The organism is Acinetobacter sp. 1294243 (genome assembly GCF_000588015.1).
Taxonomy (GTDB): Bacteria; Pseudomonadota; Gammaproteobacteria; order Pseudomonadales; family Moraxellaceae; genus Acinetobacter; species Acinetobacter pittii.
Genome location: NZ_JFXG01000018.1, coordinates 23,118 through 46,443, shown reverse-complemented (window position 1 = coordinate 46,443; position 23,326 = coordinate 23,118). Strand labels below are relative to the sequence as shown.

Below are 23,326 nucleotides of genomic sequence, written 5' to 3'. Positions count from 1 at the left end.
TTAAGCTTAGCTCCCTTGGGAGCTAAGCTTACCTAAAAAATTAAAATGAAGAGTAGATACACTCTACATATGTGGAAATAAGGAGTAACTTTGAGGAGTAAATTCCTTATTTCCGGCTAACGATTTAAAACACATGTTTCGATTGTTAGCACCATCAATCAGATAGGCATATGACCTATGTGATAGATCTTTTTATGACTTTTGAGGGTCATATAATTTTTCTTTAATAAATAGGGCTGGTATCACGCCACAAATTAGGTAGGCAGCACCCATCACGACAAAACCTAAACCAATTGAACCGCCAGAGGCTAAGAAACCAATCGTTGCAGGGGCTAAAGCAGCACCTAAACGTCCGACGTTATAAGCACCACCAATGGCTGTACCGCGGATTGCTGTTGCAAAGCTTTCGGTCATATAGGTGGCATTTACGCCATACGGGATGCCGTAGAGGAAACCAAAGGTCACCAGTAAATATAAAATGTTGCTTGGAGAGTTATAAAAAACAATTAAAGGTAGGAAAATAGCAGTGCCGATTGCACCAAAAGCATAGGTAAAGCGACGCCCTAATTTATCGGCCATCATGCCCGCAAGAACTTTACCTAAAATCATGGCGGTATATGTACCTACCATATAAGCGGTCATTTCCTTAAATTTCATACCGAGTTCACTTTCAAGGTATGACGGCATCCAGTTATTTACACCATAGTAGCCAAACTGTAAAAAGCCTGCGGTTAAAGCCCATAAGATAAACATATTGCGGTTTCGTTTATCTTGGAAAATAAGCTTAAATGCCGAAGTTTTTTGAGCATTTTGAGCCACCACTGGTTGTTGTAGTCGAGACTTTTGCCATGCTTCTGGTTCGGGTACAAGAATATGCATGAGGACAGCAATAATGACCGGAATAATCGCAACATAAAACAGCATGCGCCAGCCATGATCAGGAATAATCCAGCCTGCAAGCAAAGTCGCAACAATATAGCCAACCGTCCAACCTGCTTGTAAAGTGCCCAGTACTGTGGTGCGATAACGGGTTGGGACATATTCGGCCATGAGGGTATTACAGGCGATATAAAGTGAACCTAAACCCAGTGATGCAAAAAATCTTAAAATACCAAACTGAAGAAAGCTTTGAGTGAAACCTAAGCCACAGGTGAGGAGCGAGAAAGTTAAAATAGAAATAACCACAATGCGCACACGACCAAATTTATCGCACGCCCATCCCCCAAAAATTCCCCCAACAGCCATGCCTGCCAATGTGAAACTGCCAAGCATACCTGCTTGTACTGAACTTAATCCAAAATCTGCCTTAATACTATTTAAGCTATAAGACAGCATCATCAAATCTGCACCATCTACCAACAGTGCTAGAAAAGCAAAAATAAAAGCTATTTTCCACGTATGAGGCTGTATACGAGAAAGACCTTCTTTGTAATTTGTAGCCATAATCCATTACCTACATTTGATAAAAAGCACTTCAAGTCGTTTTGAAGCGCTTAAAATTTGATTAAGACGCAGCGCGAATCATGTTTCGGGCAATAATCACTTGTTGAATTTGGGTCGTGCCTTCATAAAGACGGAATAAACGCACATCGCGATAAAAACGTTCAATCGCATACTCACTGATGTAACCCGCACCACCGTGAATTTGTACGCAGCGATCAGCGACGCGGCCACACCTTTCTGTTGCAAACATTTTTGCGCATGAGGCTTCAGTGCTAACGTTTTGTCCTGCATCGCGTAGGCGTGCAGCGTCTAAGACCATACATTTAGCGGCATAAATTTCAGCTTTTGAATCGGCAAGCATGGCTTGAATGAGCTGGAATTCGGCAATCGGTTGTCCAAATTGCTTGCGTTCGATGGCGTAATTTAAAGAGTCGTCTAGCATTCGTGTTGCTGCGCCGACACTCAAAGCCGCAATATGCAAACGGCCTTTATCGAGTACTTTCATGGCCGTTTTAAAACCAATACCTTCTACACCACCAATGAGCGCTGAAGCAGGAATGCGACAATTTTCAAAAATGACGTCACAGGTATGTGCACCTTTTTGCCCCATCTTTTTATCGCGTTTGCCAAGAAAAATCCCCGGAGTTTGGCTATCGACAATAAACGCAGAAATGCCACCAGCACCTTTAATATCAAAGTTTGTACGTGCCATGACTGTGAATACGCCAGCGTGAGGAGCATTGGTAATAAAACGTTTAGTACCATTTAAAATGTAAAAGTCACCGTCTTTTACTGCGCTGGTTTTTAAAGAGGCAGCGTCAGAACCCGCATCTGGTTCGGTTAAGCAAAAAGAACTGATCACTTCACCACGCGCTAAACGCGGCAAGAAAAATGATTTTTGTGCCTCAGTACCATCAATAATCAGGCCACTTGAGCCAATCCCATTATTGGTTCCAATCAGAGAGCGAAAAGCAGGAGAGGTACGACCTAACTCAAAAGCCACGTAGACCTCTTCTTCCATCGTCAGGCCAAGACCTTCGTACTCTTCAGGAATGGTTAAACCGAATAAGCCGAGAGCTTTCATTTGCTCAACAATATCTTGAGGAATTTCATCCGTTTCAGCGACTTCATTCTCATGAGGAATTAATACACCTTCAACAAATTGTCGAATCATATCAACAAGTTGATTTAAGGTTTCCTGATCTCGAATCATAGTCTCGTCCTTTTACTACATACTAAAAACATCAATGTGATGTTCGTAAAATCACCAATATTTGAAGCGATAGTAATCAAACGATGAACGCAAAACAATATATTTTGAAAATTAATTTCGCAATGCGATACTTTGTTGTTGATTTATGTTTGGCTAATTTATTGATTTATTTAAGCTATATTTTCTTATAAAAAATCATTATTTTTAGTGGAAAATTAAAGTTTGATTTTTAAAAAGAGCTGTGTATATTAAAAATATATATCGCTATGCGAAATTTTAAATAGATAAGTTTTCCTATAGGAAATGATTCACAAAATATAGTGGGATAAAGATGGGTGCTTTAAATGGAATTCGGGTGCTTGACTTAAGTCGGGTATTGGCTGGACCTTGGTGTGGACAGATTCTTGCCGATTTAGGCGCAGAAGTAATCAAGATTGAACGACCGGAAGTCGGTGATGACACCCGTTCTTGGGGGCCACCTTGGATGAAAGATGACTCAGGCCAAGACACTCAAGAAGCTGCGTATTATCAGTCGACCAACCGCAATAAACTATCGGTTGCCATCGACATTGCGAGTCCTGATGGTCAAGAATTGATTAAAGCCCTCATTCAAGACACCGATGTCGTGATTGAAAACTACAAAGCGGGGTCTTTAAAAAAGTACGGCTTGGACTATGAGTCTTTATCTGCGATTAACCCTAAACTGGTGTATTGCTCTATAACAGGTTTTGGTCAAAATGGCCCAAGAGCAGAAGAGCCCGGTTATGACTTTATTATTCAGGGCATGGGCGGACTCATGTCGGTCACTGGCGAGCGTGATGATTTGCCCGGCGGTGGACCACAAAAAGTAGGCGTTGCATTTTCTGACTTAGCCACTGGTCTTTATTCTACGATTGCCATACAGGCTGCTTTACTCGACCGCCATGTGACGGGTTTAGGCCAATACATTGATATGGCCTTGCTTGATGTTCAAATTGCCACAATGGCGAATCAGGGAATGAACTATCTTTCATCGGGTAATATCCCTAAGCGTTATGGCAACGCACACGCCAATATTGTGCCTTATCAAGTGTTCAAAGCTTCTGACCGTGATTTTATTATTGCATGTGGAAATGACACTCAGTTTATTCAACTCTGTCGTAGTATTGGTTTACCCGATTTACCAAATGATGCACGTTTTGCTCGAAATGCGGACCGAATCAAGCATCGTGATGAAATTATCGGAATTTTACAAACTCACTTTTTAACAAAAACAGCAGATGAATGGGTCGATGCAATTTATACCGCTAAAGTTCCCGTTGGTGTGATTAATAACTTGGCACAAGCTTTTCAAGAACCGCAAGTCATTGCTCGAGAAATGCTGGTCGAGATGAATCATCCTCAACGTGAAAAATTGAAGGTAATTGGCTCACCAATCAAACTTTCTAGAACACCCGTTGAATACAAAACAGCACCGCCGCTGCTGGGAGAACATACGCAGGCCGTTTTGGGAAGAGTGGTTTCTTCAGAAAAACTGGCTGAGCTCAAAGAAAAAGGTGTAATTGGGTAGGTGGCTTAAAAGCGGAAGGTTAAAATTATATTTAAAATCAGAAAATAAAATATTTAATCTTTCGCTTTAATGAGTTAAATGAAGTTATCTTTTAGATGCAGACTCGGATGTTTGCTCTTTTGCTATTTATAGAAAAAATAGATTATAATTTTCGCAGTGCGAAACAAAATATGGATTGGTATGACAATGAACGATGCAGTAGATGCAGAACAGACAGAAAAATTATTAGCGCCTTTAAGGCATGAATTATTACATCCGATTGAAGACATGCAGGATGAAAATGATCGCCAATTTATTACTGCATTAGCACGTGGTTTAGAGCTATTACGTTGTTTTACACCGAAGCATCAACATTTGGGCAACCAAGAGCTTGCTCAGATGACAGGTTTACCAAAACCAACCATTACTCGCCTCACACATACCTTGTCGCGTTTGGGTTATATCAAACAAGTACCTAACTCAAGTAAATTCCAGCTTTCAGTTGGTGTTCTTGCGTTTGGTTATTCGATGCTGTCTAACGTGTCGATTCGCTCTATTGCTCATCCATATATGAAAAATTTGGCAGACTATGCTGGCGCTGCTGTAGCCATGGCAACACGTGATCGACTCAATATGATTTACCTTGATGTGGTGCAAGGCAAAGGCAATATGACCATGCGCCGTCAAGTTGGAACCTATTTACCGATTCATTTAAGTTCGATGGGACGTGCATGTTTAGCCGCAATGCCCGAAGATGAAAGAGAATTTTTACTTGATGCCATTCGTAGTAAGCACAAAGAAGATTGGATCAAAATTAACCGTGATTTAGACAAAGCTTTTAAAGACTACCAAGATTTTGGATATTGTTTTTCAATCGGTGAATGGCATAAAGACGTGAACTCGGTTGCAGTTCCACTGATTCATGAACAACATGGTTTGCTGGTGTTTAACTGTGGCGGTCCAAGCTTTATTATGAACCGTGAAAAACTCGAAGAAGATATTGCACCGCGTCTTTTACACATGGTGAATAATATTCGTACTGAGATTAGCTAAACGTATCTGATTTACTTATAAGAGCCAGCTTTGTTTTTTCAAGGCTGGCTTTTTAATGGGCGAGTTTTAGGTTGTTTGGCTGTGAAAGTTCGGTTTTCTTTTTTCTTTGAAAGCATTTAATGCTTCTTTAAACTCGGAACCTTGTAAACAATGCGAGAAAATAGTCGACTCATGGTCAATACGATTGAGCAGATCATCGATTGGCATATCTCTTAGTAACTTTTTACTGAGCTGTAAGGCTTGGCTAGGTTTGTGAGCGAGTTTAACTGCTACTTCTTCAACTGCCTGATTCAGCCCAGTTGCATCAAATATTTCGTTTACTAGACCATAATTCTTTGCTTGGTCTGCCGAAAACTTTTCACCCAATAAAATAATCTCGGAAGCTCGAGCAAAGCCCAATAGTCTTGGCAGGATGTAACTTGAACCCGCTTCGGGTACAAGTCCCAAATTCACAAAGGGAAACTGAAAAATAGAGTTTTGGCTTGCATACACAAGGTCACAATGTAGAAGCATAGTACTGCCAATACCAATTGCCACACCATTTACTTTAGCAATAATCGGTTTTGGAAACGTTGCTAAGCTTTTTAAGAAAACAATCGAAGCGGGCGGTTCTGAACTAGTGGTATCGCGTTTTTCAAATGCATTGACATCATTACCACTCGTAAATGCGGAGTCTTCACCAGTAAGCACAACGACATGAATATCTTGATTATTTGCAGCTTGATCTAAGGCCTGACTTAGGGCTGCATACATTTCGTAATTAATCGCATTCTTTTTAGTTGGATTACTCATGGTGAGCGTTAGTATATTTCTATCAAAATATTTATGAATTGTGCCTGTTTTAAGCTCGTTTTGAGTTTTGTTGTTCTGCTCCATGATTCATTCCTTTAAATAACTTTCCGTTTAAAATTTCAACTGATTGAAATGATGCTATCGAAAAGTAATTCCGTTATCAATTATTTTGTTTTATATTGTGGTATAAAATTTTGTATTGTGAAATTTTTAACTTAAATTGCTTTAAATGCTGATAGGATTTATGAGTAAATAAGCATCTAGCTCTGCTAAGGAAATGAGAAGCTAGCTATAGAACAGTGAGTGGAAAGAATATGAAGACCAAAATTACAGAACTATTTGAAATCGAGCATCCAATTATTCAAGGCGGTATGCATTATGTTGGTTTTGCAGAGCTGGCTGCTGCGGTTTCTAACGCAGGCGGGGTAGGGATTATTACTGCCCTAACTCAACGTACTCCTGAAAATCTAGCAAAAGAAATTGCACGTTGCCGTGAAATGACCGACAAGCCTTTTGGGGTAAATTTAACCTTTTTGCCTACGGTGAATACCCCTGATTATCCGGGTTTTGTAGAGGCAATTATTAAAGGGGGAGTCAAGGTTGTAGAAACAGCAGGGCGTAATCCTGAACAGGTGATGCCATATTTAAAGGCTGCTGGTATTAAAGTAATTCACAAATGTACTTCGGTTCGACATAGCTTAAAAGCTCAGCAAATTGGATGTGATGCAGTTTCTGTAGATGGTTTCGAGTGTGGTGGGCATCCTGGTGAGGATGACGTGCCAAATATGATTTTATTGCCTTTAGCAGCCGATGTATTAGAAATTCCGTTTGTTGCTTCAGGTGGAATGGCAGACGGACGCTCACTCGCTGCTGCATTAGCGATGGGAGCCGATGGAATTAACATGGGAACGCGTTTTATTGCGACTCAGGAAGCTCCCGTACATGCAAATGTGAAACAGGCGATTTTGAATGCAACCGAACGAGACACGCGTTTAATTATGCGTGCTTTGCGAAATACAGAACGTGTCATGAATAATGCGGCCGTCGAAAAAATCGTAGCAAAAGAAAAAGCACTTGGCGATAACATTAAATTTGAAGATATTATTGAAGAAGTGGCTGGCGTTTATCCAAAAGTCATGATTGATGGCGATGTAAATGCAGGTGCATGGTCATGCGGTTTAGTCGCAAGCTTGATTCATGATATTCCGACATGCGATGAACTGGTAACTCGAATTGTCAAAGATGCAGAAGATATTATTCGTGGGCGTTTATTAGGACTTTTATAGAATTATCTTAGCTTCTATAACTCATTATTAGCCTAATTTATATACATCAGCACAAGTTTTAATTGTGCTGATTTTTTGCATCACGTACACAATAATAAAGACATAAAACGGCAAAAATTAAGCCCAAAATACAGACACCTGTCCATCCGAAGTGTTTCCAAGCATAACTTCCTGCCGTTGTTCCTAAAGCGCCGCCAGCAAAATACCCCGTCATATAAATCGCGTTAAAACGTGAGCGTAATTCTTGATTAAGTTTAAATACGATACTTTGGTTGGTGACATGCACCGCAGAAAGAGAAGCGTAGAGAATAAGTAAGGCAATAATATAAAAGGCGAAATGGTAGGGTAAAAGTGAAAACAGAACCCAACTTAAAATAAGGCCAACGCCGCAATAAATTGAAATTTTATGAATATAGCCTTGGTCAATAAATTTGCCTGAAAAATTGGCAACGAAAGTTCCTAACACGCCAACAAAACCGAAAAGGCCAATGGTAAAGTCACTAAAAAAATAGGGCGCTGGAGCCAGAAGCAAAGACATGGTGGTAAAGGTTAAACTTACACAAGCAAATGTAAAACCACCAATATAAGTTCTGGTTCTTAACCGTCGATTTTGAATAAAAATCTGTGGAAGAGAGCGAATAGTTTTTACATAATTTTCAGATTTAGTCGGTGGAAATAACCCAATATTACGATGCAAAATAATGGCAATGATGAGTAACAGAAAACCACTGACCAGATAAATAATATTCCATGCAAAAAGTGTAGACATCAGCCCAGAAAGGGAGCGGGCGAGTAAAACCCCCATCATCAGTCCACTCAGTAGAAAGCCAACGACACGACCGCTTTGTTGAATTGGAACCAGACTTGCAGCAAGCGGTAACAACAGTTGGGCTGCACTAGAAAATAGGCCAGTAATGACAGTACCAAGCAGTAAAAGATAAATATTGTGCGAAAACCCGCTAATAATTAATCCGCTTGAAGCCAATAACATAAAGATAAATAGCAGCTTGCGCTTTTCTAATATGTCACCCAACGGCATTAAAAAGAGTAAGCCACATGCGTAGGTGATTTGGGCTAGAGTTGGCACCCACGCTGTAGTTGTTTCAGTTAAATCTAGGCTTACACTAATTGAATGAATAAGTGGCTGACTAAAATAATTTCCACCTGTACAAATGCCTGCGGCAATTGCCATTAAAATAATGGTTGGGGTATAGAGTGCGTTTTTCATCATGCCTTAGTCATAATGAAAGTGGAACTTTAATCAACACAACCATGATTGTTTTAAGCACGACTGTTAGTGCGTTTCATTCAAAGCATCTTGAATATTGTGCACCATGTGGATTAAACGTGGTCCAATTTCACCTTCAAGTTTTTCCGGATTTAAATGAAAACTTGGCGCACCACAGTTAAAAACATAAAGACCGTGTTTCGAGCTGACCAAAGGTACAGCCACTGAGTTCACTTCTTTATGCCACTCACCTAAAGACAAACAATATCCATAATCTTGGTAATCACGGAAAGCTCGTTCTAATGAGCGTTTTATGGCTGGCCAGTTTTCGGGGTTTTTTTGTTTCAACGCATCAAGTAGAAAATTGCGCTCACGTTCAGGGGTCGCAGCCAAGCATGCTCGGCCCATAGAACTACTATGAATTGGCAAAGTCGAACCAATTGGACGGCGCATATTTAAGGCTGTTTCAATTTGCACAACATCGATATACACCATATTTAAGCGGTCACGTGTTGCCATCGCCACAGGCGCTTGAACATACTGGCTCATCTCTTCCATATATTGATGAGCAATATTACGAATCGAGATGTTAGATAAAGCTGCGTATCCTAAAGATAAAACGCCAATATCTAATGTATATTTGGTCGAGTTAGGCAATTGTTTTAAATAACCTAATGACACAAGGGTATTGGTAATACGTGCAATGGTCGGTTTAGGTAAACCTGTCATTTTTGCTAATTCTTGGTTGCCAAGCACCTGATTATTTGCAGAAAAGCATCTTAAAAGTTCTAAACCGCGTGCTAAAGAAGCAATAAATTGCGGGTTGTTTTCCCGATGTATATGCGAAATAGGATCTAAACGTATCTCATCAAAATTTATTGGTTTTTCAGTTTCCATGTTTTGAGACATTCGATCCTCAAATATAATTAAAGCAATAGTTTTGCCATTATATTTCGCTCTGCAAAATAAATCCATTCATCACTGCGCTGTTGTGATGAATGGATATCTGGTTGAATGGTTATGAAACGTTTTCAATCACCATTGCAAGACCTTGACCTACACCAATACAGAGGCTCACCACGGCATATTTCTTTTTACGGCGAATTAACTCGCGGGCTACTGTTAATGCAAGACGAGCGCCAGATGCGCCAAGTGGATGACCAACAGCAATTGCACCACCGTTGGGGTTCACACGCGGGTCATTAAAATCAACATCCAAACCTTTTAAACAAGATAAAACCTGTGAAGCAAAGGCCTCATTAATTTCAATAATATCCATGTCATCTAAAGTAAGTCCCGCACGCGCAACTGCTTTTTTAATGGCTTCGATCGGGCCTGCACCCATAATGCGCGGTTCAATACCTGCAGCCGCGGCTGACAAGATTTTTGCCATTGGTTTTAAGCCATATTTTTGCCCCGCAGCTTCTGAACCAATCAACAGGGCTGCTGCACCATCATTAATCCCTGAGGCATTACCAGCTGTAACCACGCCACCTTCAAAGAGTGGTTTTAACTTTGTGAGTGCTTCAACAGTTGAACTTGGGCGAGGATGTTCATCTTCTGAAACGAGTTTAGGTGGCAATTTTTTGCCTTGGAAAACCTCAATTGGAGTAATTTCATCGGCAAAGAAACCTTCTTCTTTGGCTTTCTGATATTTAGTTTGTGATTGAGCTGCAAATAAGTCTGCTTGCTCACGACTAATACCAAAATCGGCTGCAACGTTATCACCTGTTTCAGGCATTGAATGACCGCCGTACTGAGCAATAATTTTTTTATTTGGAAAGCGAGAGCCAATGGTGGTGTCATAAATTTTTGCATCACGGCTATAAGCACTTTCTGCTTTACCCATTACAAAGGGTGCGCGTGACATACTTTCTACACCACCTGCAATATACAGTTCGCCTTCACCACAAGTAATAGCACGTGCTGAGTCAATCACAGCACCTAAACCACTAGCACATAGGCGGTTTACTGTCTGGCCCGGAACAGTGACTGGTAATCCCGCAAGTAATAGAGCATTTCGTGCCACATTACGGCTATCTTCACCTGCTTGATTGGTATCACCTAAAATCACATCTTCAATATCAGCACCCGGTACACCAGTTTTTTCTAATAGTTTTTGAATGACAGTTGCGGCTAAATCATCAGGGCGAATTGAGGCAAGTTCACCTGCATGGCGGCCAAATGGGCTACGCAAACCATCATAGATATATGCATTTAACATTGAGAAATTCCTTTTCAAGACTCGTGAGTAAAAGTAAGAGGTAAATGAAGTGCGACACGACGCTGTAACCACGGGCTAGGGCGGTAACGCGGGTCATGCGTAAGTGCTGTTATACGGTTCAGAATGAGTAAGATTTTTTCACTGCCGACTTGATCGCCCCATTCAATTGGACCAAATGGATAGCCTAAGCCAAGACGAACCGCAGCATTAATATCATCTACAGTGGCAACATTTTGCTGGGCAATATCACAGCCTAAATTAATGACCATTGCTAAAACGCGCTGCGCAACAAAGCCGATACTTTCATTAATCATACTCACCAGATTTCCATCTAGATTGAAAATAGAGTGAGCCGCCTGACGGTATTCAGGTTTGGTAATAAGTGATGGCATTAAGGTTCGATGCTTTGCAATGCCATAAAGCATGTCTATAGCAATAGCTTGCGCAGGATTAACCCCAAGGCGAGTAGCCGCTTGAGTTGTATCTTCACCATAACAAGCGAGTAAACATAAGCTATCTGTTTGTGGTTCAGGGTGAGTGTCTAAGGCAATATTTTGCTGAGTTAAATAATCTTCGAGCTGTTTTTTATCTTCTGGGAAATCGGCAGCTACCCAAACTTTTGGATATTGCGCTAAACGCTCTACAAACTTGGCAGGTTGTTCACCTGTTTTTGAACCGGTTTCATAGTTATAAAAACCTTGATTAACTTTACGTCCAAGTTGTTTGGCATCTAGCATTTGTTTGGTGAGCGGGTTTGGTTTGTAGCGGGCTTCTTCATAGTATTGGTGATAAATCGACTCCATGACTGGATGAGAAACATCAAGACCTGTTAAATCGAGTAATTCAAAAGGACCCATTCTAAAACCAACGCCGTCACGTAAAATTCGATCAATTTCACTGATATCACAGACGGTTTCACTTAAAATTTTAAGCGCTTCTGTTCCATAAGCTCTGCCCGCGTGATTAATAATAAATCCAGGGGTGTCCTTCGCTACAACAGGGCGATGACCAAATGCACGAGACAGATCGTTTAAGGTATCAATAATAAGTGGATCTGTTTTTAAACCACGAATGACTTCGACCACTTTCATGAGTGGAACTGGGTTAAAAAAGTGATAACCCACAACACGCTCAGGCTTTTTACAGTTTGCCGCAATGGCTGTAATAGAAAGAGAAGAGGTGTTTGAGGCTAAAATAGTATTATCCGAAACAATATCTTCAAGTTGTTGCATCAAGCTTTGTTTGATATCAAGACGTTCAACAATTGCTTCTACAATCAGGTCGCAATTTTTTAAATCTTTAATTTGATGAGCAACAATTAAATGGTTATTTGCCGCTGTCGCTTGCTCAGATGTAATTTTATTTTTGTCGACTAACTTTTGAAATGTAGCAGCCAGTTTTTCTTTTGCCTGTTCTGCTGCACCTGCTTTGGCATCATATAAATAAGTGGTATGACCTGACTGTGCAGCAATTTGAGCAATACCACTGCCCATGACACCTACACCAATCACAGCCATGCTTTTAATATCATAAGTCATGTCGATCATCCTGATTATTGATCTATATTTGAAATTAAACGGAAAAATAGGGTTGGGTGATTTAGCTTAAGCATTGTTTATCACCATCAATTGGTAAGATTTGACCTGAAATTGAGCGACCACTTTCTGACGCTAAAAATAGGCATAAATCTGCAATATGTTTTGGATTGACAAAATATTTGAGTGACTGATTTTTCAGTGCATTTTGAGTCACTTCTTCAAGTGAGGTATTTGCTACATCGGCACGGGCCTGTAATACACGTTGAACCCGATCACCATCGACTGCACCCGGAAGAATAGCGTTAACTCGAATATTGTCTGCACCGAGTTCCATAGAAAGGGTTTTGGTAAAACCGATCAGCCCCCATTTTGAGGTGGAGTAAGCTAATCGGTATGGATAGCCTAAGCGTCCGGCAATAGATGACATATTAATAATCACGCCTGCTTCTGCTTTCTTTAAATAGGGAATTGTTAATTGGGTAATTAAAAAAGTGCTATTCAGGTTTAAATTTATAACTGTATTCCAATCTCCAAAACTTAGCTCATCTGCAGCAACAGTCGGGCCTGAAATGCCTGTGTTATTAACTAAAATATCAATACCGCCAAGTTTCTGAACTGCATGACCAAACATGAGTTTAATTTGCTCATGATTAGCTAAATCACAGGTATATATGTGCAGCTTTGGATAATCTTTTTGAAATTGTTCTAGGCTTTTAGCATCAATATCACAAACGAAAACCTCATCCTGATTGTTTAAAAAGACTTCAGCAATGCATCGTCCAATCCCTGAGCCACCTGCACTAATCAATACTTTTCTGGCCATTTTCATTCCTTTGTTATTATGATTTTAAGTTATTTACCTTGATAAGATGGTTTACGCTTTTCGATAAAAGCTTGAACGCCTTCATTTTTATCTTCGGTAGAAAACAACAACTGGAATGCTTTTCGTTCTAGCGTTAAGCCTACATTTAATGGAACATCTTCGCTCATTAAGGCAACTTCTTTAATTTGTTGCAGGGCAATAGGAGGCATTTTTGCGAGGCTTTGCGCCATTTGAATCGCAGTTGGAATAGTTTGGTCATCTTCGGTGACTTGCGAAACAAGACCGATGGTATAAGCTTCTTCGGCTTTGACCATGGCACCCGTCATAATCATGCGCATGGCATGGAATTTACCGACAGCACGAAATAAACGTTGTGTACCACCAGCACCCGGCATTAAACCGACTTTAATTTCTGGTTGACCAAAAGTCGCGCCTTTACCTGCAATAATAATGTCAGCATGCATTGCAAGTTCACAGCCACCACCTAATGCATAGCCATTTACAGCAGCAATCACAGGTTTAGGGCACTGAGCAATCGCATTCCAGTAACGTTCCGTATGACGCAATAACATTTCTGTGGAAGTTGCGGTTGCCATTTCTTTTAGATCTGCGCCTGCGGCAAAGACTTCTTCACCACCTGTGAGCACAACCGCATTGATCTCATCGTTAAAACTTAATTCGGTAAAAGCTTGTGCTAGTTGTTTGCGAACCTCTGTATTCAGTGCATTTTTTGCTTCAGGTCGGTTTATTTTTACAATCGCTATTTTTTGAATAGAAAAGTCGACTTCTACGAAATTATTCCCTATTGATACACTCATTTTTGAATTCCTTGTTTCGCACATCAAAACTATATTCCTTTTATGATGCTTATTTTGGAATTTATTTCAAGTCTTATTTAGTCCATTAGAGCAATTATGATTTATTAAATAAGCTAAGTTATTGATATTGCGTAATGGTGATTTTTTAAATTTCGTTAAACGAAATTAATTTTCAAAAAAGCTTGAAATTTGTATTTTCGTTCTCGTACTATGAAACACATCCGCAGTAAACAAGATTTAAAACATGGTATCCAGACAAGCTGGAGATGGCTGATGGGTACGATGGAAATACATAAAAAGGGAGATCACAGATGATCCGTGATGAAGGGATGTTGGAGCAGTTACTTTCAACAATTCGAGATTTTGTAAAAAATGAATTGATCCCTCGTGAAAACGAAGTGGTAGAGAAAGACAAAATTCCGGATGACATTGTGCAGCAAATGCGTGAGCTTGGTTTGTTCGGCCTCACAATTCCCGAAGAATATGGTGGCTTAGGTATCACCATGGAAGAAGAAGTCAGAGTTGCATTTGCACTTGGACAAACTTCACCAGCTTTTCGTTCTTTAATTGGTACTAATAACGGTATTGGTTCAAGTGCAATTTTGATTGATGGCACAGAAGAGCAAAAGCAAAAATATTTACCTCGTTACGCAAGTGGCGAAATTATTGGTTCATTTTGTTTAACCGAGCCTGAATCTGGCTCTGACGCTGCCTCTTTAAAAACCAGCGCAGTTAAAGACGGTGATTTTTATGTGTTAAACGGCACCAAACGTTTTATTACCAATGCACCTCATGCTGCAACTTTTACCGTAATGGCTCGAACCAATCCTGAAATTAAAGGGTCTGGGGGTATTTCAGCTTTTTTAGTTGAGGCAAATACGCCTGGCATTACGTTGGGCAAAATTGACCAAAAAATGGGGCAAAAGGGTTCGCACACTTGTGATGTGATTTTTGAAAATTGCCGTGTGCCTGCTTCTGCATTGATTGGTGGCGTAGAAGGTGTTGGTTTTAAAACGGCCATGAAAGTGCTTGATAAAGGGCGTTTGCACATTGGTGCCTATAGCGTGGGTGTTGCCGAACGCATGTTAAACGACGCATTGCACTATGCGATTGAGCGTAAACAGTTTGGTCAACCTATTGCAAACTTCCAGTTGATTCAAGCCATGCTTGCCGACTCAAAAGCCGAGATTTATGCAGCTAAATGTATGGTTTTAGATGCAGCTCGCCGTCGTGACAATGGCGAAAACATTAGCACAGAAGCATCATGCGCCAAAATGTTTGCGACTGAAATGTGCGGACGCGTTGCTGACCGCTGTGTACAGATTCACGGTGGTGCAGGCTATATCAGTGAATATGCCATCGAGCGTTTTTATCGCGATGTGCGTTTGTTCCGTCTATATGAAGGAACTACGCAAGTTCAACAAATTATTATTGCTAAAAACATGATTAGGGAAGCTACAGCCTAATAAAAAATCAAATGCCATGAGGCATTGGATGCCTCATGTTCCTTCTGAGGATATGGACATGACAACAGAAACAGTTACCCAAAATACGGCTAGCAGTGAAGCTATCCAAACACCTAAAAAGATTTGGATTACCGCATTTATATTCGCTTTTTTAACATTGTTGTGTGATGGGGCAGACTTAGGTTTTTTGGCATTGAGCCTGACCAGTCTTAAAACAGAATTTCATTTGACGGGTGTACAAGCTGGAACGCTAGGCAGCTTAACGCTTTTCGGTTCCGCTGTGGGTGGTCTGATTGGTGGCTGGGCGTGTGACCGTTTTGGGCGAGTTCGCATTATTGTGTTCTTTATTGCTTATTCTTCAGTTTTAACCAGTGCGCTGGGTTTTACTGATTCTTATATGCAATTTGCAGTTTTAAGAACATTTGGAGCGATGGGCTTAGGCGCACTTTATATTGCCTGTAATATTTTAATGTCTGAAATGGTGCCAACCAAACATCGCTCGACCGTTTTGGCTACTCTCATGACTGGTTATACACTGGGTTCTTTACTTGCGACCTTATTAGCTGGACATATTATTCCTGAACATGGTTGGCGTTTCCTTTACTGGATTGCAATTGCGCCTGTGGTGTTGTCAGTTTTAATGCACTTTTGCGTACCTGAACCTGAGTCTTGGAAAAAAGCGCGTCAATTAAAAGCACTAGAAGTCGCTCAAAGTAACCAACCTAAAAAACGCCAAAATCCATATTTTGAGATTTTAAGAGATAAAAAACATGGCACCATGTTTGTTCTCTGGATTATTAGTACGGGTGCATTGCAGTTTGGCTATTACGGCGTGAGTAACTGGTTACCTGCTTATTTAGAGTCTGATCTTGGCATCAAGTTTAAAGAAATGGCCATGTATATGGTCGGTACCTTCCTGATTATGATGTTTGCCAAAGTGATCGCAGGGATCGTTGCCGATAAATTAGGACGCCGCGCTGTATTTGCTTTCGGAACTATTGGTACAGCTTTATTTATTCCAGTGATTGTCTATTTAAATACACCAACCAATATTTTATGGATGATGCTGTTCTTCGGTTTCCTTTACGGTATTCCTTACGCAATTAATGCCACATATATGACAGAAAGCTTCCCGACTTCGATTCGAGGCTCGGCAGTGGGTGGTGCTTATAACATTGGCAAAGTACTTTCTATTTTCTCTCCATTAACAATTGGTTATCTATCGCAAAATGGTTCTATTGGCTTAGGGCTTTTGGTGATGGCTGCAGCTTATTTTATCTGCGGGGTAATTCCATTGTTATTTATTAAAGACCGACTATTTAACCCGCAAAAGGCAGAGTGACAGATCAATCTGTCACCTTAAATTAAGGATGAAAAGGGACAAGTGAGATGATAAATAAAATCACCAGTGACATTGAACCAATTTTAAAAGCTATTCCTGATGGTGCAACCATCATGACAGGTGGGTTTGGTGTGACTGGGCAACCTGCTGAATTAATTGAAGCCTTAATCGATTTAGGAAAAAAAGAACTCACCGTTGTAAATAACAATGCGGCTTCTGGTGACCGTGGTCTAACCAAGCTCATTATTGCTGGCTGTGTAAAAAAAATGATTTGTTCATTTCCGAAATCTGCTGGGTCAACCGTTTTTCAAGACTTATATAGAGCGGGAAAAATTGAGTTAGAACTAGTTCCACAAGGTAATTTGGCTTGTCGGATTCAGGCCGCAGGGGCTGGTTTAGGGGCTATTTTTACGCCGACTGGTTATGGCACTAAAGTTGCCGAGGGTAAAGAGACCCGAACCATTAACGGTAAAAATTATGTACTTGAATATCCACTCGAAGCTGATTTTGCACTGATTTATGCCGATAAAGCCGACCGCTGGGGCAATTTAACTTACCGCAAAGCAGCCCGCAATTTTGGCCCAATTATGGCGAAAGCCGCCAAGACCACGATTGTTCAAGTGAATGACACTGTAGAGCTAGGAACGCTTGACCCAGAGTGCATTATTACACCGGGAATTTTTGTTCAGCACGTTGTAAAAGTAGGAGATATCTAATGTCAGTTCAAAAGCGTTCTCGTGAAGATATTGCCAAGCTCATTGCCAATGACATTCCTGAAGGTTCTTATGTCAATTTAGGGATTGGCTTACCAACCAACGTTGCTAAATTTTTGCCAAAAGACAAAGAAATCTTTTTACATTCGGAAAATGGGGTTTTGGCTTTTGGTCCACCGCCACAGCCTGGCGAAGAAGACCAAGATTTAGTTAATGCTGGAAAAGAACTTGTCACTTTGTTAGACGGTGGATGCTTTATGCATCATGGCGACTCGTTTGACATTATGCGTGGTGGCCATCTGGACATTTGTGTGATTGGTGCATTCCAAGTTGCGGTAAATGGAGACTTGGCAAACTGGCATACCGGTAAGGCAGATGATGTGCCGGCAGTTGGCGGTGCTATGGATTTGGCAGTCGGTGCAAAAACGATTTATGTCTATATGGAGCATGTCACTAAAAAAGGTGAGCCCAAAATTGTAAAAGAACTGAGCTATCCAATAACGGGTGAGCAGTGTGTAAACCGTATTTATACCGATTTATGCATTATTGAACTCAAAGACCAAAAAGCTTACGTCAAGGAAATGGTAGACGGCTTAACTTTTGATGAATTACAGGCAGTCACTGACTGTGAACTAATCGATGCACGTGTAGCCTAAATACACACGGAAAAACGCTTCTTTAAGGATTAAAAGATGAAAAAATTAATTTTAGCTGCAGCTTGTGCTGCGGCTTCAGGGACCATTTTTGCAAATTCTTCAGATACGACAGAACAAAGAATTAATTTGCTAGAAACTGAGCTGCAAAAATTAAAAGCAGAACTTGCTGCTCAGAAACAAACTCAAAATAATTTACAGGTCAAACAGGTTAAGATCGAAGAGAACATTGAAAAAACTAAAGCAACGGTAACAGAAAAGCCAGTTGCTCCTTCATGGGTCACTTGGACGGATAATGTCAAGGTTTACGGTATTGCCCGTATTGATGCAGCGGTCGATTTTAAATCATCACCTGACTCGGGTGGTAGAACGACCAGCAGCCTGTACCGAACACCTTTTGAAAGTGAAAAACGTTCAAACCATGCACGCTCTGATGCCATGATTAATGCAAGCCGATTAGGTGTTTATTTTAATAGCCCAAATAAAGCGGTTACAGGGAATATCGAAGCCGATTTCTTTGATAGTTCTAACATGGGAACTGGGGATGGTAAATTCCGTATCCGTCATGCATTTTTTACCTATAAAGACTGGACCTTTGGTCAAACATGGTCACTCATGTCTAACATGGAAACCCGTACAGAAGCTGTTGATTACACCCAATTTGTGGGAACCTCTTATACGCGTACTCCTCAAATTCGCTATGACTGGAAAATTGATGCCAATAATGATTTAAAAGTAGCTTTGGAATATACAGGTTCGAGAGTCTCGGCATTTCCAACTTTAACGGGTCGCTATACCTTTAAACAGGGGCCTCTAACGGCACTTGCTCAAGGCTTTATTAATGAAAAGTCTACAGATGTCGCAACTGCCACGGTGAAGAAAGTAAGCTGGGGTGCTGGAGGCGGTTTAAAATATCAACTCACGCCACAACAATCAGTACAAGCAAATTATCAATATATTGTCGGCGATCAAAAATTTATGCCGTATACCACCCAAAGTGGGTTGGCAAATTCAACAAGTTTAAATGCCGCGGGTGATTTCTCATTAAACGAAGACAAAACAGATTTGGTTATGAATAAGTTGAATAGCATCAATATTGGTTATTCATATAAATTTAATGAGCAATGGCGTGCAAACTTATCGGCTTCAATGTTTGATTATGATGACGACACGGCATATGCCAAACTCAACCCAGATGCTAATAAACGCTTAACGGACTACGCAGCTAACGTCTTTTATTCACCGATTGAGCAAATGGATATTGGGATGGAATATCACCAAGGCAAACGAGAAGTTTTTGACGGCAGAACCGCTGATGTATCACGTGTAAACTTTGTATCGATGTATAAATTCTAAAATGGGGCGTAGTTAAAAATGGAAAAAATAGTTGAGCCCAATGCAGAAAATATACTGTCAAAAAGCTTTATTTTTATCATGGCAATGACATGTGGAATTTGTGCGGGTTCAAACTATTATAACCAGCCCTTAATCTATTCGATTGCTGAAGCATTAAAAGTTAATGCCGATCAAGTCGCTTTAACTATTGTGATTAGCCAACTGTCCTACGCAGTTGGCCTTTTTATATTGGTTCCCTTAGGCGACTTTTTTGAAAAGCGAAGTTATATTTGCTTGCTCATGTGTTGTACAGGCCTTGCCCAAGTAGGGCTATCTTTAAGTCAAACCTTGCCAGCTTTATATGGCTTTACCTTTTTAGCGACATTCTTTTCGATTGCGACTCAAGTTTTGGTTCCTTTCGCCGCAGGTCTAGCTAGTCCGAAAAAAAGCCCTCAAGTTGTAGGCACTCTCATGAGTGGTTTGTTTTTGGGAATATTGTTGGCGCGTTCTATTGCAGGCTTACTTTCTACAGTTTGGTCTTGGCATGCGGTTTATTTAATTAGCGGAATCGTCATTTTGGTGTTTGCATGGGTAATGTGGGTGAAGTTACCAGTTGCGCGCAAATCCCACCAACTCAATATTCTACAGATTTATGGTTCATTATTTTCATTAGCTGTTCACCAGCCGCATTTATTACGCCGTGGTTTTGCTGGTGGAATTGGCTTTGGAATTTTGGCTCTGATTTTTACCACCATGACTTTTATTTTGGCGAATGAGCCTTATCACTTTAACGATTTCCAAATTGGTTTATTTGGAATTGTGGGCTTGGCTGGCGTATTTGCGACTCCTTGGGCAGGTAAGAAAATTGCAGCAGGTCTTGAAAATAAAATTGCAGTGATTTGCATGGGGTTATTAATGAGTGCATGGATACCCCTATTTTTTGCTCAGCAGTCTCTGGTTGCCTACGCTGTTGGTGTGATTATGGCGTACTTCGGTTTGTCAGCATTTCATGTGCTTAACCAAAATTTGGTCTATCGAATTTCGGCCGAGGCACGTTCCCGTATTAATTCAATTTATATGACTTTATATTTTGGCGGAGCCGCCTTAGGTTCTTTTATTGCAGTGTATGCTTGGAAACACTGGGGATGGGAAGCATGTGCAACCTTAGGGCTAGGGTTAGCAATGCTGAGTTTTATGATTGATCGCTTAGATTTTTATGAAATGAACAAGATAGCAAAGCAAGAAAAAGCTCCATAAATAGGAGCTTAGATATTTTATTATTTGCGAATAATCATTAAGGTTGCCGAAGCAAAAGCATACACTTTGCCGTTCTCATCTACGATTTTACCTTGGGTACTAATAATATTGCGGCCCGCATTGATCAACTCGGCCGTCGCATAGTAAGACGTATCAACCTGCATGGGGCGGATCATTTTTACATTTAAATCAATGGTTCCATAGCCAACACCATGTTCAAGTAGGGTATGAGCTGCGCTGCCTGTCGCAGTATCTAAAGCTGTGGCGCAAAAGCCGCCGTGTACACCGCCTTGTATATTTCTATGTTCTTTGCGAGGGGTAACTTTATAAGTTGCTTTACCTTCGGAAACTTCAATGAGTTCCATTGGTATGGTGTGAGCCATAGGGGATGGAGAAACTTCACCATTTTTTAAAGCGGTTAAAAACTCAAGACCTGTGTATTTCGGGCTTTCCATAAATCGTCCTTGGATGATTAAGCAGTCTAATCACGATACTATAAATTGAATTTTTACGGAATAAAATTTTGCAATACAAAACATAAATTTATTCTGATTAATAAAAATTAATTACTTTTTATTATATATTTTTATTTTAAAACATGTATTTGTGTTTTATCTCTATTTGTGAGTTACGATAATTTTATTAAATTAGTGAAAATATATTTTGCTATAAGAAATTTTTTGATATTTTGGTGTGATTGAAACAATAAAAGTCCATTTTAAGGAAAAACGATATCTGCCATGAGACAGGCAGTGAAGTGAAAGGAAAAAACTATGCCTTTATACAAAGTTCCATTACGCGATATGCAATTTGTACTGCATGAAATGCTTCAAACAGAACAGAACTATCAAGGTTTAAGCAACTATCAGGAAAGCGTAAATCGAGAATTAATTGATCAATATTTAGAGGCGGCCGCAGATTTTTGTGAAAATGAGTTGGCACCGATTAACCAAAATGGTGATCAGGAAGGGTGCCATTTAAATCAAGGCGTAGTCACAACGCCGAAAGGTTTTAAAGAAGCCTACGAAAAATATGCCGAGCTAGGTTTTACTTCATTAACCGCCGATCCGGAATATGGTGGACAAGGCTTGCCGACATTGCTGCGGATCGCTATTTCTGAAATGTTATGTGGCTCTAATTGGGCTTGGGCGATGTATCCCGGCTTGTCTCATGGCGCAATGAGAACCATTGAGCATCATGGTACCGAGCAACAAAAACAAAAGTTTTTGACTAAACTCATTAGTGGTGTTTGGACCGGGACGATGTGTTTAACCGAATCACATGCGGGCTCGGACCTTGGGTTAATTAGAACTAAAGCAGAACCAAATTCTGACGGTAGCTACTCAATTACAGGCGAAAAGATTTTTATCTCGGCAGGTGAGCATGATCTTTCAGAAAATATTATTCATATTGTTTTAGCCCGTTTACCTCAGGCACCCGCAGGGACTAAAGGTATTTCTTTATTTATTGTGCCTAAATTTAATGTGAGTGATGACGGTCAGATGTTGGACCGTAATAAAGTCGTTTGTAGTGCGATTGAACATAAAATGGGGATTCATGGCAATGCCACCTGTGTGCTGAATTTTGATGGTGCCAAAGGCTATTTGATTGGTCCTGAAAATCGCGGGCTCAATTGTATGTTTACCTTTATGAATACCGCACGAATTGGAACTGCAGTACAAGGACTCGCTGCTTCTGAAATTTCATTTCAAGGCGCATTAAGTTATGCCAAAGAGCGCCTTGCCATGCGTTCGCTATCTGGTCCTAAATATCCTGACAAAAATGCCGATCCAATTATTGTGCATCCTGCTGTACGTTCGATGTTAATGACACAAAAAGCTTTTTCTGAAGGTGGCCGTGCGTTGGCTTATTTTTTGGCTCAGCATGTCGATATTGTGGAAAGCTCAAATGATCAGCAACAGCAAAAACACTCCGATGAATTACTGGCTTTTTTAACGCCAATTGCTAAGGCTTTTTTAACCGAGTCAGGTAATGAGTCTGCCAAGCATGGCGTTCAAGTATTTGGCGGTCATGGCTTTATTGTTGAGCATGGTATGGAGCAAATTGTACGTGATGCGCGTATCTCAACATTGTATGAAGGAACGACCGAAATTCAGTCTTTAGATCTGCTTGCACGTAAAGTCCTCAAGTCGGAAGGCAAACTTTTAAAGAACATGACTGATTTAATTGATCAATTTATTGGTCAACAGCAATCTAGTGAAACCCTGAAACCTTATCTAGAAAAATTAGCTGAGCTTAAACAGCAATGGCTGTCACTGACCAAAACTATTGCCGACAAAGCGAAGCACAACCCTGAAGAAATAGGGGCCGCTTCAGTAGATTATCTTTATTTTTCCAGTTACGTCGTGTTCGCTTATTTATGGGCTCGAATGGCACAAGTTGCCCATGAAAAATTAGAATCGGGTACACAAGAAGAAGCTTTTTATAAAGCAAAGTTAACGACAGCTAAGTTTTTCTATCAAAAGCTTTTGCATCGTACACAGAGCCACGCTGCTTCTATTGAGTCTGGAGCTGAATCTGTAATGGAACTTGATCAAGATGCTTTTGCATTTTAGTGAATAGGCATTTTTAAGATCACTGGGTGAAATTGACA

The 23,326-nt window shown here is 40.4% G+C and carries 20 protein-coding genes; 10 read left to right on the top strand and 10 right to left on the bottom strand.

The annotated features are described in order from the left end of the window. Positions 1-192: 192 nt before the first annotated feature. A complete protein-coding gene (locus J655_RS20720) occupies positions 193-1,443 on the bottom strand; it encodes an MFS transporter (RefSeq protein ID WP_032052967.1) in 1,251 nt (416 codons plus the stop codon). Between the two features lie 61 nt (positions 1,444-1,504). Beyond that, positions 1,505-2,656 (bottom strand): acyl-CoA dehydrogenase family protein, encoded by a 1,152-nt coding sequence (locus J655_RS20715; RefSeq protein WP_032052965.1) that lies wholly within the window; start codon positions 2,654-2,656, stop codon positions 1,505-1,507. A 331-nt stretch (positions 2,657-2,987) separates the two neighbouring features. On the opposite strand from J655_RS20715, the gene J655_RS20710 reads away from it, so the two are divergent. Then, positions 2,988-4,205 (top strand): CaiB/BaiF CoA transferase family protein, encoded by a 1,218-nt coding sequence (locus J655_RS20710; RefSeq protein ID WP_032052963.1) that lies wholly within the window; start codon positions 2,988-2,990, stop codon positions 4,203-4,205. 186 nt (positions 4,206-4,391) lie between these two features. Beyond that, positions 4,392-5,237 carry an IclR family transcriptional regulator gene (locus J655_RS20705; RefSeq protein ID WP_000996082.1) on the top strand — a complete coding sequence of 282 codons (846 nt, stop codon included), beginning with the start codon at positions 4,392-4,394 and terminating at the stop codon, positions 5,235-5,237. Positions 5,238-5,303: 66 nt separating this feature from the next. Here the strand turns inward: J655_RS20705 and J655_RS20700 are convergent, their stop codons facing one another. Further along, a complete protein-coding gene (locus J655_RS20700; RefSeq protein WP_032052961.1) occupies positions 5,304-6,113 on the bottom strand; it encodes an enoyl-CoA hydratase in 810 nt (269 codons plus the stop codon). 230 nt (positions 6,114-6,343) lie between these two features. Here J655_RS20700 and J655_RS20695 point away from each other — a divergent pair, with 230 nt between their 5' ends. Next, the gene (locus tag J655_RS20695) at positions 6,344-7,315 is read left to right on the top strand and encodes an NAD(P)H-dependent flavin oxidoreductase (protein WP_032052959.1); all 972 of its coding nucleotides are present in this window, start codon (positions 6,344-6,346) and stop codon (positions 7,313-7,315) included. A 58-nt stretch (positions 7,316-7,373) separates the two neighbouring features. On the opposite strand, the gene J655_RS20690 is transcribed toward J655_RS20695, so the two are convergent. The 6 genes from J655_RS20690 to J655_RS20665 form a co-directional block, all read right to left on the bottom strand. Next, positions 7,374-8,546, bottom strand: coding sequence for an MFS transporter (locus J655_RS20690; RefSeq protein WP_032052957.1), 1,173 nt, complete (start codon positions 8,544-8,546; stop codon positions 7,374-7,376). A 63-nt stretch (positions 8,547-8,609) separates the two neighbouring features. Next, a complete protein-coding gene (locus J655_RS20685) occupies positions 8,610-9,452 on the bottom strand; it encodes an IclR family transcriptional regulator (RefSeq protein ID WP_032052955.1) in 843 nt (280 codons plus the stop codon). Between the two features lie 109 nt (positions 9,453-9,561). Then, entirely contained in the window at positions 9,562-10,767 is a 1,206-nt protein-coding gene (locus J655_RS20680; RefSeq protein WP_032052954.1) for a 3-oxoadipyl-CoA thiolase, read from the bottom strand. A gap of 14 nt (positions 10,768-10,781) precedes the next feature. Further along, complete coding sequence (locus J655_RS20675; RefSeq protein ID WP_032052953.1) at positions 10,782-12,305, bottom strand: 3-hydroxyacyl-CoA dehydrogenase; 1,524 nt, start codon at positions 12,303-12,305, stop codon at positions 10,782-10,784. Between the two features lie 61 nt (positions 12,306-12,366). Continuing rightward, positions 12,367-13,128: an SDR family oxidoreductase gene (locus J655_RS20670; RefSeq protein WP_032052951.1), complete on the bottom strand. Its 762-nt coding sequence runs from the start codon at positions 13,126-13,128 to the stop codon at positions 12,367-12,369. A 29-nt stretch (positions 13,129-13,157) separates the two neighbouring features. Next, positions 13,158-13,946 carry an enoyl-CoA hydratase gene (locus tag J655_RS20665; protein WP_000116544.1) on the bottom strand — a complete coding sequence of 263 codons (789 nt, stop codon included), beginning with the start codon at positions 13,944-13,946 and terminating at the stop codon, positions 13,158-13,160. Between the two features lie 311 nt (positions 13,947-14,257). On the opposite strand from J655_RS20665, the gene J655_RS20660 reads away from it, so the two are divergent. Genes J655_RS20660 through J655_RS20635 form a run of 6 tightly spaced genes read left to right on the top strand, consistent with a single transcriptional unit; the run spans position 14,258 to position 20,712 of the window. Next, positions 14,258-15,412 carry an acyl-CoA dehydrogenase family protein gene (locus J655_RS20660; protein WP_032052949.1) on the top strand — a complete coding sequence of 385 codons (1,155 nt, stop codon included), beginning with the start codon at positions 14,258-14,260 and terminating at the stop codon, positions 15,410-15,412. A 58-nt stretch (positions 15,413-15,470) separates the two neighbouring features. Then, the gene (locus J655_RS20655; RefSeq protein WP_197970761.1) at positions 15,471-16,754 is read left to right on the top strand and encodes an MFS transporter; all 1,284 of its coding nucleotides are present in this window, start codon (positions 15,471-15,473) and stop codon (positions 16,752-16,754) included. Positions 16,755-16,801: 47 nt separating this feature from the next. After that, complete coding sequence (locus tag J655_RS20650) at positions 16,802-17,470, top strand: 3-oxoacid CoA-transferase subunit A (protein WP_000608704.1); 669 nt, start codon at positions 16,802-16,804, stop codon at positions 17,468-17,470. Then, complete coding sequence (locus tag J655_RS20645) at positions 17,470-18,123, top strand: 3-oxoacid CoA-transferase subunit B (RefSeq protein WP_000116039.1); 654 nt, start codon at positions 17,470-17,472, stop codon at positions 18,121-18,123. Before J655_RS20650 ends, J655_RS20645 begins: the two co-directional genes overlap by 1 nt. Before the next feature lie 36 nt (positions 18,124-18,159). Further along, a complete protein-coding gene (gene dcaP / locus J655_RS20640; RefSeq protein WP_000733488.1) occupies positions 18,160-19,476 on the top strand; it encodes an outer membrane trimeric porin-like protein DcaP in 1,317 nt (438 codons plus the stop codon). Positions 19,477-19,494: 18 nt separating this feature from the next. Then, positions 19,495-20,712 (top strand): MFS transporter, encoded by a 1,218-nt coding sequence (locus J655_RS20635; RefSeq protein ID WP_032006792.1) that lies wholly within the window; start codon positions 19,495-19,497, stop codon positions 20,710-20,712. Between the two features lie 20 nt (positions 20,713-20,732). On the opposite strand, the gene J655_RS20630 is transcribed toward J655_RS20635, so the two are convergent. Continuing rightward, positions 20,733-21,182 carry a PaaI family thioesterase gene (locus tag J655_RS20630; RefSeq protein WP_001990030.1) on the bottom strand — a complete coding sequence of 150 codons (450 nt, stop codon included), beginning with the start codon at positions 21,180-21,182 and terminating at the stop codon, positions 20,733-20,735. 303 nt (positions 21,183-21,485) lie between these two features. Between J655_RS20630 and J655_RS20625 the strand changes: the two genes are divergently transcribed. Further along, a complete protein-coding gene (locus J655_RS20625) occupies positions 21,486-23,288 on the top strand; it encodes an acyl-CoA dehydrogenase C-terminal domain-containing protein (protein ID WP_032052946.1) in 1,803 nt (600 codons plus the stop codon). Positions 23,289-23,326: the final 38 nt, after the last annotated feature.

Excerpts from the sequence above, each read along its gene's own strand:
- J655_RS20715 (WP_032052965.1), bottom strand. The coding sequence starts at position 2,656 with ATGATTCGAGATCAGGAAACCTTAAATCAACTTGTTGATATGATTCGA.
- dcaP (WP_000733488.1), top strand. The coding sequence starts at position 18,160 with ATGAAAAAATTAATTTTAGCTGCAGCTTGTGCTGCGGCTTCAGGGACC.
- J655_RS20670 (WP_032052951.1), bottom strand. The coding sequence starts at position 13,128 with ATGGCCAGAAAAGTATTGATTAGTGCAGGTGGCTCAGGGATTGGACGA.
- J655_RS20700 (WP_032052961.1), bottom strand. The coding sequence starts at position 6,113 with ATGGAGCAGAACAACAAAACTCAAAACGAGCTTAAAACAGGCACAATT.
- J655_RS20665 (WP_000116544.1), bottom strand. The coding sequence starts at position 13,946 with ATGAGTGTATCAATAGGGAATAATTTCGTAGAAGTCGACTTTTCTATT.
- J655_RS20675 (WP_032052953.1), bottom strand. The coding sequence starts at position 12,305 with ATGACTTATGATATTAAAAGCATGGCTGTGATTGGTGTAGGTGTCATG.
- J655_RS20695 (WP_032052959.1), top strand. The coding sequence starts at position 6,344 with ATGAAGACCAAAATTACAGAACTATTTGAAATCGAGCATCCAATTATT.
- J655_RS20720 (WP_032052967.1), bottom strand. The coding sequence starts at position 1,443 with ATGGCTACAAATTACAAAGAAGGTCTTTCTCGTATACAGCCTCATACG.
- J655_RS20655 (WP_197970761.1), top strand. The coding sequence starts at position 15,471 with ATGACAACAGAAACAGTTACCCAAAATACGGCTAGCAGTGAAGCTATC.
- J655_RS20660 (WP_032052949.1), top strand. The coding sequence starts at position 14,258 with ATGATCCGTGATGAAGGGATGTTGGAGCAGTTACTTTCAACAATTCGA.
- J655_RS20710 (WP_032052963.1), top strand. The coding sequence starts at position 2,988 with ATGGGTGCTTTAAATGGAATTCGGGTGCTTGACTTAAGTCGGGTATTG.
- J655_RS20625 (WP_032052946.1), top strand. The coding sequence starts at position 21,486 with ATGCCTTTATACAAAGTTCCATTACGCGATATGCAATTTGTACTGCAT.
- J655_RS20645 (WP_000116039.1), top strand. The coding sequence starts at position 17,470 with ATGTCAGTTCAAAAGCGTTCTCGTGAAGATATTGCCAAGCTCATTGCC.
- J655_RS20680 (WP_032052954.1), bottom strand. The coding sequence starts at position 10,767 with ATGTTAAATGCATATATCTATGATGGTTTGCGTAGCCCATTTGGCCGC.
- J655_RS20705 (WP_000996082.1), top strand. The coding sequence starts at position 4,392 with ATGAACGATGCAGTAGATGCAGAACAGACAGAAAAATTATTAGCGCCT.
- J655_RS20635 (WP_032006792.1), top strand. The coding sequence starts at position 19,495 with ATGGAAAAAATAGTTGAGCCCAATGCAGAAAATATACTGTCAAAAAGC.
- J655_RS20650 (WP_000608704.1), top strand. The coding sequence starts at position 16,802 with ATGATAAATAAAATCACCAGTGACATTGAACCAATTTTAAAAGCTATT.
- J655_RS20690 (WP_032052957.1), bottom strand. The coding sequence starts at position 8,546 with ATGATGAAAAACGCACTCTATACCCCAACCATTATTTTAATGGCAATT.
- J655_RS20685 (WP_032052955.1), bottom strand. The coding sequence starts at position 9,452 with ATGTCTCAAAACATGGAAACTGAAAAACCAATAAATTTTGATGAGATA.